This is a genomic window from Acinetobacter sp. MB5, assembly GCF_003261585.1.
Lineage (GTDB): Bacteria > Pseudomonadota > Gammaproteobacteria > Pseudomonadales > Moraxellaceae > Acinetobacter.
The window spans coordinates 1-584 of record NZ_POVU01000050.1; the positions used below are offsets into that span (position 1 = coordinate 1).

Here is a 584-nt window from a genome sequence, read left to right on the forward strand (position 1 = left end):
GGTCGCCAGCCGGGCAGGTCAGCAGCCGATCGGGGATCGGCTGGCGTAACCGTGTAACGCGTTTCGGGGTTTTCGGTAACGGCGTTCTCCGTTACGGCTTTGGGGCTTTCGCCGGTAAAGCGGTACTCACCGCCGAAATACCGGTAGAACCGATCCCAGTAGGGGAGCGAGTCCAGAGGTTCGTCCAGGAGCGATTCGGGGACTTCGACACCACGGAACAGGCCGAAGCTGTTCAGCAGGCGCTTGCCCTTGAGGCGCTGGGCAGCGTGCCAGTTGTCTTCCAGGGAGAGGTCGGAGAACTTCACGGCGTACTTGAAGACCTCCATGAACCCCTCGCTGGGATCGCCTGTGATGGGCCTTACGTCGACGATGAAGCTGTCACCGGTGATCCGGTGCCACTCAGCGCTTAAAGCCTCCTGGCAGGGCTCAGAGGCCGCCAGAGCGATCATGTGGCAGTGAGGGTGCCACCCGTTGCCCTTGTTGGTCAGTTCGAGCGTGTAAACGGCTCCCTCGGCCTTGCAGAGTTCCGTCCAGGGCGCACCACGGGTACCAGCGTTGAAATCGCGGCGATGGTGCATCAGGCG

At 62.3% G+C, this 584-nt stretch carries 1 pseudogene; it reads right to left on the reverse strand.

The features are described 5' to 3' along the window. Positions 1–584 (reverse strand): annotated as a pseudogene (locus C1A47_RS17550) (protein rep); the annotation flags it as partial.